This is a genomic window from Kitasatospora sp. NPDC059088, from assembly GCF_042738155.1.
GTDB lineage: Bacteria > Actinomycetota > Actinomycetes > Streptomycetales > Streptomycetaceae > Kitasatospora.
The window spans coordinates 1,040-9,785 of sequence record NZ_JBHYGR010000123.1 but is presented as its reverse complement, the minus strand read 5'-3'; the positions used below and the strand labels follow the sequence as shown (position 1 = coordinate 9,785).

Genomic DNA, 8,746 nt, shown 5'->3' with positions numbered 1-8,746 from the left:
GGCGCGCCCCGCCCCCCCCCCGCCCCGCGGGCGGCGGTGGCGGGCCCCGGGGCGGCGGGCGCCGCCCCCCCCCCCCCCAGGCGCCTCGCTCACGCGCGGTCGCCGTTCAGCCACTCCGACATCACCGACAGCAGGTGGTCGGTCTCCACCGGCTTGGTGATGTGGTCGGTGGCACCCGCCTCCAGGGACTTCTCCCGGTCGCCCTTCATCGCCTTGGCGGTCAGCGCGATGATCGGCAGGCCGGCGAACTGGGGCATCCGGCGGATCGCCTCGGTGGTCGCGTAGCCGTCCATCTCCGGCATCATGATGTCCATCAGGACCAGCGCCACGTTCTCGTGCTGCTCCAGCATCTCGATGCCCTCGCGGCCGTTCTCCGCGTACAGGACGGTCAGCCCGTACTGCTCCAGCACGCTGGTCAGGGCGAACACGTTGCGCACGTCGTCGTCCACGATCAGCACCTGCTGGCCGTCGAAGCGGGTGTCGGCGCGGACCGGCCGGGGCTGCTGCGCGGGCTCCACCGCCCGCGGCACCGCGGCGCTCTCCAGGGCGGCGCTGCGGCGGCGCTCCACCGCCCCGCGGCGGCGCTCCTCGGCCATCTCCCGGACCTCCTGGGCCCAGTGGTCGGCCGGGCTCTCGCCGACCGGCACCGGCAGGCCCACCGGGGTCACCCCGACCGAGGCGCGCAGCGCGGGCGGGTTCGCCGGGCCCGGGCGGTCCAGGAGCCGCTCGGCGGCGGCGTCCGGGGCCTCGGTGCGCAGCGGCAGGTAGAGCGTGAAGGTCGAGCCCTTGCCGAGCTCGCTCTCGGCGTGGATCTCGCCGCCGAGCAGCCGGGCGATCTCGCGGCTGATCGACAGCCCGAGGCCGGTGCCGGCGTACTTGCGGCTGATGGTGCCGTCGGCCTGCTTGAACGCCTCGAAGATCTCCCGCAGCTTGTTGCCGGGGATGCCGATGCCGGTGTCGGAGACCGAGAAGGCGATCAGCTCCTCGTCCGGGCCCTGGATCGAGCCGAACTCCAGCAGCCGCTCGCGCACGTGCTGGGGGACGTCCCGGCCGGCCGGGCTGATCGAGAAGTCGACGCCGCCGGTGTCGGTGAACTTGACGGCGTTGGAGATCAGGTTGCGCAGCACCTGCTGGAGCCGCTGCTCGTCGGTGTGCAGGGTGACCGGCAGGGCGGGCGAGACCCGGACCGCGAAGTCCAGGTTCTTGTCCAGGGCGACCGGCTGGAAGGTGGCCTCGACGTAGTCGACCAGCTGGACCAGGGCGATCCGGGCCGGGCGGACGTCCATCTTGCCGGCCTCGACCTTGGACAGGTCGAGGATGTCGTTGATCAGCTGGAGCAGGTCGGAGCCGGCGCCGTGGATGGTGTCGGCGAACTCGACCTGCTTGGGCGAGAGGTTGCCCTCGTTGTTGTCGGAGAGCAGCTTGGCCAGGATCAGCAGCGAGTTGAGCGGGGTGCGCAGCTCGTGCGACATGTTGGCGAGGAACTCGCTCTTGTACCGGGAGGCCAGGGCGAGCTGCTCGGCGCGCTCCTCCAGGACCTGCCGGGCCTCCTCGATCTCGCTGTTCTTGATCTCGATGTCGCGGTTCTGCTGGGCGAGTTGCTCGGCCTTCTCCTGCAACTCCTCATTGGTGCGCTCCAGTTCCTCCTGGCGCGCCTCCAACTCGGCGGACCGCATCGAGAGTTCGGCGGTGAGCCGCTGGGACTCCAGCAGCAGGCCCTCGGTCTTGGTGTTGACGCTGATGGTGTTGACGGTGACACCGATCAGGTCGGCGATCTGGTTGAGGAAGTCCAGCGCGACGGTGGTGAAGGAGCTGAACGTGGCCAGCTCGATCACGCCCAGCAGCCGGCCCTCGAACTGCACCGGCAGCACCACGATGTGGGCCGGCGAGGCCTCGCCGAGGCCGGAGGCGATCTTGAGGTATCCGGGCGGCGCCTCCTTGACGATGATCGCCCGCTTCTCCGTCGCGGCCTGGCCGATCAGCGACTCGCCCGGCCGGAAGGTGGTGGGCATCGCCCGCCGCTGGTAGCCGTAGCTGCCGATCAGGCGCAGCACGGTGTCGTTCTCGTCGTCGTCCTCGGTGATCAGTTCGGCGGTCCGCCCGGCCGGCTGGGCCAGGAAGAAGGCGCCGTGCTGGGCGGAGACCACCGGGGTCAGCTCGGTCATGATCAGCGAGGCGACGGCCTCCAGGTCCCGGCGGCCCTGGAGCAGGCCGGAGATCCGGGCCAGGTTGGTCTTGAGCCAGTCCTGCTCCTGGTTGGTCCGGGTGGTCTCGCGCAGGTTGGCGATCATCTGGTTGATGTTGTCCTTGAGCTCGTCGAGCTCACCGGCGGCGTCCACGTCGATCCGCAGGCTCAGGTCGCCCCTGGTCACCGCGGTGGCGACCTGGGCGATCGCGCGCACCTGCCGGGTCAGGTTGTTGGCCAGCTCGTTCACCGACTCGGTGAGGTCCTGCCAGGTGCCGTCCACCCCGGGCACCCGGGCCTGGCCGCCGAGCCGCCCGTCGGTGCCCACCTCGCGGGCGACCCGGGTGACCTCGTCGGCGAAGGCGGAGAGCTGGTCGACCATGGTGTTGATGTTGGTCTTGAGCTGGAGGATCTCGCCGCGCGCGTCCACGTCGATCTTCTGCGAGAGGTCGCCGCGGGCGACCGCGGTGATCACCAGCGCGATGTTGCGGACCTGGCCGGTGAGGTTGTTGGCCATCTGGTTGACGTTGTCGGTCAGGTCCTTCCAGATGCCGGCCACGCCCGGCACGCTCGCCTGACCGCCCAGGGTGCCGTCGGTGCCCACCTCACGGGCCACCCGGGTCACCTCGACCGCGAACGCGGACAGCTGGTCGACCATGGTGTTCAGCGTCCCGGCGAGCGTCGCGATCTCGCCCTGGGCGTCGATGGTGATCTTCTTGGAGAGGTCGCCGCGGGCCACCGCGGAGGCGACCTCGGCGATGTTGCGGACCTGTCCGGTCAGGTTCGACGCCATGAAGTTGACGTTGTCGGTCAGGTCCTTCCAGATGCCCGACACCCCGCGCACCCGGGCCTGGCCGCCCAGGATGCCCTCGGTGCCCACCTCGCGGGCGACCCGGGTGACCTCGTCGGCGAAGGCGGACAGCTGGTCGACCATGGTGTTGACGGTGGTCACCAGCTCCAGGATCTCGCCCCGGGCGTCGACGGTGATCTTCTTCGACACGTCGCCGCGGGCCACCGCCGTGGTCACCTCGGCGATGTTGCGCACCTGGTTGGTCAGGTTGTTGGCCATCAGGTTGACGCTGTTGGTCAGGTCCTTCCACGTCCCGGACACCCCGGGCACGCTGGCCTGGCCGCCGAGGATGCCCTCGGTGCCCACGTCCCGGGCGACGCGGGTGACCTCGTCGGCGAAGGCCGAGAGCTGGTCGACCATGGTGTTGATGGTGTTCTTCAACTCCAGGATCTCGCCCCGGGCGTCCACCTGGATCTTCTGCGACAGGTCGCCCTTGGCGACCGCCGTCGTCACCTGGGCGATGTTGCGCACCTGATCGGTGAGGTTGTTCGCCATGAAGTTGACGTTGTCGGTCAGATCCCGCCACACCCCGGCCGCCCAGGGCACCTGGGCCTGCCCGCCGAGCCGCCCCTCGGTGCCCACCTGGCGGGCCACCCTGGTCACCTGTTCGGCGAAGCCGGAGAGCTGGTCCACCATCGTGTTGATGGTGTTCTTGAGCTCCAGCATCTCGCCGCGCGCGTCCACCTCGATCTTCTGCGAGAGGTCCCCGCGCGCCACCGCCGTGGTCACCTGGGCGATGTTGCGCACCTGGCCGGTCAGGTTGTCGGCCATGAAGTTCACCGAGTCGGTCAGCTCGCGCCACACCCCGGCCACGCCCGGCACCTGCGCCTGACCGCCCAGCCGGCCCTCGGTGCCGACGTCCCTGGCCACCGTCGTCACCTGGGCGGCGAAGCCGTTCAGCTGGTCCACCATCGTGTTGACGGTGTTCTTCAACTCCAGCATCTCGCCGGCCACGTCGACGGTCACCTTGCGGGACAGGTCGCCCTTGGCCACCGCCGTGGTCACCTGGGCGATGTTGCGCACCTGCGCGGTCAGCCGCCCGGCCATGGTGTTGACCGAGTCCGCCAGGTCCTTCCAACTGCCCGACACGCTGCGGACCTTGGCCTGCCCGCCGAGCTTGCCCTCGGTGCCCACCTCGCGGGCCACCCGGGTCACCTCGTCGGTGAACTCGGAGAGCTGGTCCACCAGCCCGTTGACCGTCCGGCCGATCCTCAGGTACTCGCCGCGCAACGGGTGGCTCACCCCGTTGCTGTGCAGCGAGCGCAGCTCCATCTTCTGGTCCAGGTCGCCCTCGGCGATCGAGGTCAGCACCCGGCCCACCTCGGCCATCGGCCGGGCCAGGTCGTCGATCAGCGCGTTGCAGTTGTCGACCGCCGCCATCCAGGCGCCCTCGCCCGCACCGGTCTCCAGCCGCTCGTTCAGCCGGCCCTCGCGGCCCACCGCCCGCCGCACCCGGGCCAGTTCACCGGTCAGGTGCTGGTTGCGCTCGGCGACCTCGTTGAACACCGCGGCGATCTCCGCCAACGGCCCGTCGCCCGGCACCGTCAGCCGGCGGCGGAAGTTCCCGTCCCGCATCGCGGTGAGCGCGGCCAGCAGCTTGCGCAGCTCGGCGGGCTCCGCGCCGCGGCTGTGGCCCGCTCGCCGGCCGGCCGCGATCCGCGGCGCGGCCCCGGCCCGCCCGCCGCGCGGAGCCTGCGGCGTCGTACCGGTGGCGTCCTTGGTGGCGTCCTTGGTGGCCGAACTCAACGGGCCCCTCCCACATCGTGTGTACTGTCCGGTGACCGCCGCGCCGGAACGGCACGGGACCGGGCACCGGCCCGGCTGGGCTGCGTACCGGCCGGACCTCACGGCCCACCGGCACCCACACGACCGTACTGCTCCCACCGGCCGTCGCGGACCCCCCAGTCTGGCAGCACCTGCGCCGGGTATACGGCTGGTTGCCCACGGTTGTCCCCGCACCGTCCGAAACAGGTGGGCAGAATCACCCTCCGGTGCCTGTTTCGCCGCCCCGCCCCCACGGGGAACCAAGCGGAAAGTAGGGTGGAGCGCTGCACCGGGCCACGACCCGACCCGACGACGCCGCCCACCCGACGGCCCGCCCGGGAAGGTCGGCACGAGCCCCGGACAGTCAGGGCCAGAGCAGCAGAGGAGAAGTGGCAACGTGGTCACCGCGCGCGCAGCCGCCACCTTCGACCCCGACGGCCGGTCCGCGGCCGCCGCCAGGGGCTTCGTCCGGGACGCGCTGCTCGGCTGGGGCCTGCCCGAGGTCGTCGACGACGCCGTCGTGCTGGTCAGCGAGCTGGTCACCAACGCCGTCGTGCACGCCGGCACCGCCGCCGAGGTGTGCTGCCTGCGCGAGGAGGAGAGCGTCCGGATCGAGGTCACCGACCACCACCCCGAGCGCGGCCTGCCCTCGCTCGGTGACGGCCCGGTGTCCGCCTCCGAGCGCTTCGCCGACCCCGACGGCGAGGGCGGCCGCGGCCTGCTGATGTGCTCCGCCCTCGCCGAACGCTGGGGCGTCGAGTACGCGGCCGGGCAGAAGACCGTCTGGTTCCGGCTCGCCCTGCCCGCCCACGTGGCCGGCACCCGCTACGCCGTCCCCGCCACCCCCGGCAGCGACCTGCCCAGCAGCCCCGGGCCGGTGCACGTCGCCGTCGTCCAACTCGACGAGGACGGCCGCGTCCTGGCCTGGAACCCGGACGCCGAATCCCTCTTCCACTACCCCGCGGCCACCGTGCTGGGCCGCCCCTGGGCCGACCTCGCGGTCTGGCCGCAGTCCCCCGGCCGCGGCCTCGGCCTCACCGACACCCTCCGGCTGGCCCGCTGGGAGGGCGACTACGGCGTACGCCGGGCCGACGGCGAGGAGGTCGAGGTCTACGGCGTCCAGGTGCGCGTGCGCGACACCGAGGGCGTCGCCTCCACCCTCTGCCTGCTCGTCCTCGAACCCGACCGCGCCGTCCTGCGCTCCCCCGCCCGCGCCCTGCCCGGCGAGCGCCCCGACCAGACCGGTCCCCGGCTCGACCTGCTGGCCGGTCCGGTCGCCACCGACGACCTCGAAACCCTCCTCCAGCGCACCGTCGAACGCGCCCGCGACCTGCTCGACGCGGACGCCGCCTACCTGCTGCTCACCACCGACGACGAGGCCGAGTTCGAGGTCCGCGCCGCCACCGGCCTGACCACCGGGCACCGCCGGCACACCCGCTTCCCGGTGGGCACCGGCAACCGCTACGACTCCGCCCGGCTGCCCACCGTCCACGAGGACCTCGCCGCCCGCCCCACCGGCCTGCCCCTGCTCACCGGCAGCGGCATGCGCTCCCTGGTCACCGTCCCGCTCAAGGTCGAGGGCCGCCTGATCGGCTCGCTCGGCATCGCCACCGCCGCCCCCGGCCGCTACGACAACGAGGACGCGCTGCGCCTCCAGTTCGCCGCCGACCGGGTCGCCCTGGCCGTCGAGAGCACCCGGCTGACCGAGCTCGAACGGCTGCGCCGCGGCTCGCTCTCCTTCCTCGTCGAAGCCTCCGACCTGCTGGCCGGCACCCTCGAACACGAGCAGACCCTGGCGCTGATGGCCCAGATGGCCGTCCCCACCCTCGCCTCCTGGTGCGCCGTCTACACCAACGGCGACCACAGCTCCTCGGCCGGCCTCGCCTTCGTCCTGCACGAGGACGAGGACCGGATCGACCCCCTGCGCGACCTCCTCGACAAGACCCCCGCCCCCGAGGCCGGGCCCACCCACGGCGTCCGCTTCTGGACCGCGCCCACCGAGACCGCCGGAGCCCGCGGCCTCACCGACAGCCCCGAACTCACCGGCCTGCTCGGCGAGACCGTCGTCCTGCCGCTGACCGCCCGCAACCGGGTGATCGGCCTGCTCGCCCTCGGCGTCCCGGCCGGCGTGCGGTTCCGGCAGGAGATCCTCGAACTCGCCGAGGACCTCTCCCGCCGGGCCGCCCTGGCCCTCGACAACTCCCGCCTCTACTCCGAGCGCACCGCGACCAGCCAGGCCCTGCAGCGCAGCCTGCTCCCGCCGGACCTGCCCGAGATCCCGGGCGTCGAGGTGGACGTCTACTACCAGGCCGCCGGCGAGGGCAACGAGGTCGGCGGCGACTTCTACGACCTGTTCACCATCCGCGAGGGCACCTACGGCTTCGCCATCGGCGACGTCTGCGGCACCGGCCCCGAGGCCGCCTCCGTCACCGGCCTGGCCCGGCACTCGCTGCGCCTGCTCGCCCGCGAGGGCCTGGACGCCCCGCAGGTGCTGCGCCGGCTCAACGCGGCCATCCTGGACGAGGGCGCGCGCAGCCGCTTCCTCACCCTGCTCTACGGCGAGTTGACGCCCCGCCCGGACGGCAGCACCGAACTGTCCCTGGTCTGCGCCGGCCACCCGCTGCCGCTGCGGCTGCGCACCGACGGCCAGGTCGACCGGGCCGCCACCCCGCAGCCGCTGCTCGGTGTCATGGAGGACCTCGAACTCACCGCCGAGCACCTGGTGCTGGCGCCCGGCGAGGTCCTGCTCTGCGTCACCGACGGCGTCACCGAACGCCGCGAGGGCCGGCGGATGCTCGGCGACGACGGCCTCGCCGAGGTGCTCACCGGCTGCACCGGACTGACCGCCGGCGCGGTCGCCATGCGGGTGCAGCGCGCGGTCGAGCGCTTCGCCCCCGAGCCGCCGTCCGACGACATGGCGATCCTGACGCTCCGGGTTCCGACCCGGCGCCAGACCTGAGCGTTCCCCGGCTGACATCGTCACAAATTGTTATCTTCACAAGGGTACAAGCGAGCGGGGCCGGGTAAACCGATCTCGCCGGGGAATCCCCCGGCGGGGACGTGACCAGCGGCTCTCCGCAGGCCCGTCGCTTCTGACCTCACTTCTGACCGCAGCCCGCGCACGCTCACAGCCGTGCGCCCTCGGCGCGGTCGCGCGCATCCACTCATCGGAACGACACCAAGCGTCACTGCGCCCTGCGCGCGCCCAGAGTGAAAGGAGCCTCCGGTGAGCAACGACGCTACCGGGGCAACGAACGCCCGCTCCACCGGAGCCGACGCGGGTAACCTCGGCTACCTCGCCCTCGGCCTGACACTGCTCGCCTACGGTCTGCTCTCCACCGGGATCCTGCACGGCACCGGTGTCGGGGACGCGGCCCACCTCGCCCACCTGCTCGGCGGCGTCACCCTCTTCATCGCGGGCCTCTGGCAGCTCCGCGGCGGCGAGGGCTTCACCGGGACCGCCTTCACCAGCCTCGGCGCCTTCTGGGCGACCTGGTCGGTGGCCGGCGGCGCGAGCAAGAACGCCGCCGGTCTGTTCCTGCTGCTGTGGGCCCTGCTCGCCCTCAGCCTCACCGCCGCCAGCTGGGGCGCGGGCCTGTTCAGCCGCGCCGTCTACGGCCTGTTCACCGTCTCCCTCGTGCTGGACGCCATCGCCGTCCTCGGCGGCTACAGCGGCCTCGGCAAGGCCGCCGGCTGGGTCGCGGCCGTCTCCGGGGCCATCGCCTGGTACTGGGCCACCTCCCGCCTGAGCAACGGCTCCTGGGGGAAGGTCGCCCTGCCGGTCAAGTGACCTGCCGGGGCTCAACCGACCTGCTGGGGCCGCTCCTCGGCACCGGCCCGGGGGCGGGGGGGGCGCCCCCCCGGGGCGCCCCCCCCCCCCCCCGCCCCCCCCCCCCCGGCCGCGCGGGGGGCAAACACCGAGGGGTCAGCCCCGACGAACCACGCCC

The 8,746-nt window shown here is 72.7% G+C and carries 3 protein-coding genes; 2 read left to right on the top strand and 1 reads right to left on the bottom strand.

Annotated elements, in window-relative coordinates:
- Positions 1–89: 89 nt before the first annotated feature.
- Complete coding sequence (locus tag ACFWXO_RS36190; RefSeq protein ID WP_380529450.1) at positions 90–4,610, bottom strand: HAMP domain-containing protein; 4,521 nt, start codon at positions 4,608–4,610, stop codon at positions 90–92.
- 586 nt (positions 4,611–5,196) lie between these two features.
- Between ACFWXO_RS36190 and ACFWXO_RS36185 the strand changes: the two genes are divergently transcribed.
- Together ACFWXO_RS36185 and ACFWXO_RS36180 are read left to right on the top strand one after the other, a co-directional pair.
- Positions 5,197–7,758: a SpoIIE family protein phosphatase gene (locus tag ACFWXO_RS36185; RefSeq protein WP_380529436.1), complete on the top strand. Its 2,562-nt coding sequence runs from the start codon at positions 5,197–5,199 to the stop codon at positions 7,756–7,758.
- Positions 7,759–8,025: 267 nt separating this feature from the next.
- Entirely contained in the window at positions 8,026–8,589 is a 564-nt protein-coding gene (locus ACFWXO_RS36180; RefSeq protein ID WP_375897104.1) for a GPR1/FUN34/YaaH family transporter, read from the top strand.
- The last annotated feature ends 157 nt before the right edge of the window (positions 8,590–8,746 follow it).

Excerpts from the sequence above, each read along its gene's own strand:
- ACFWXO_RS36190 (WP_380529450.1), bottom strand. The coding sequence starts at position 4,610 with ATGCGGGACGGGAACTTCCGCCGCCGGCTGACGGTGCCGGGCGACGGG.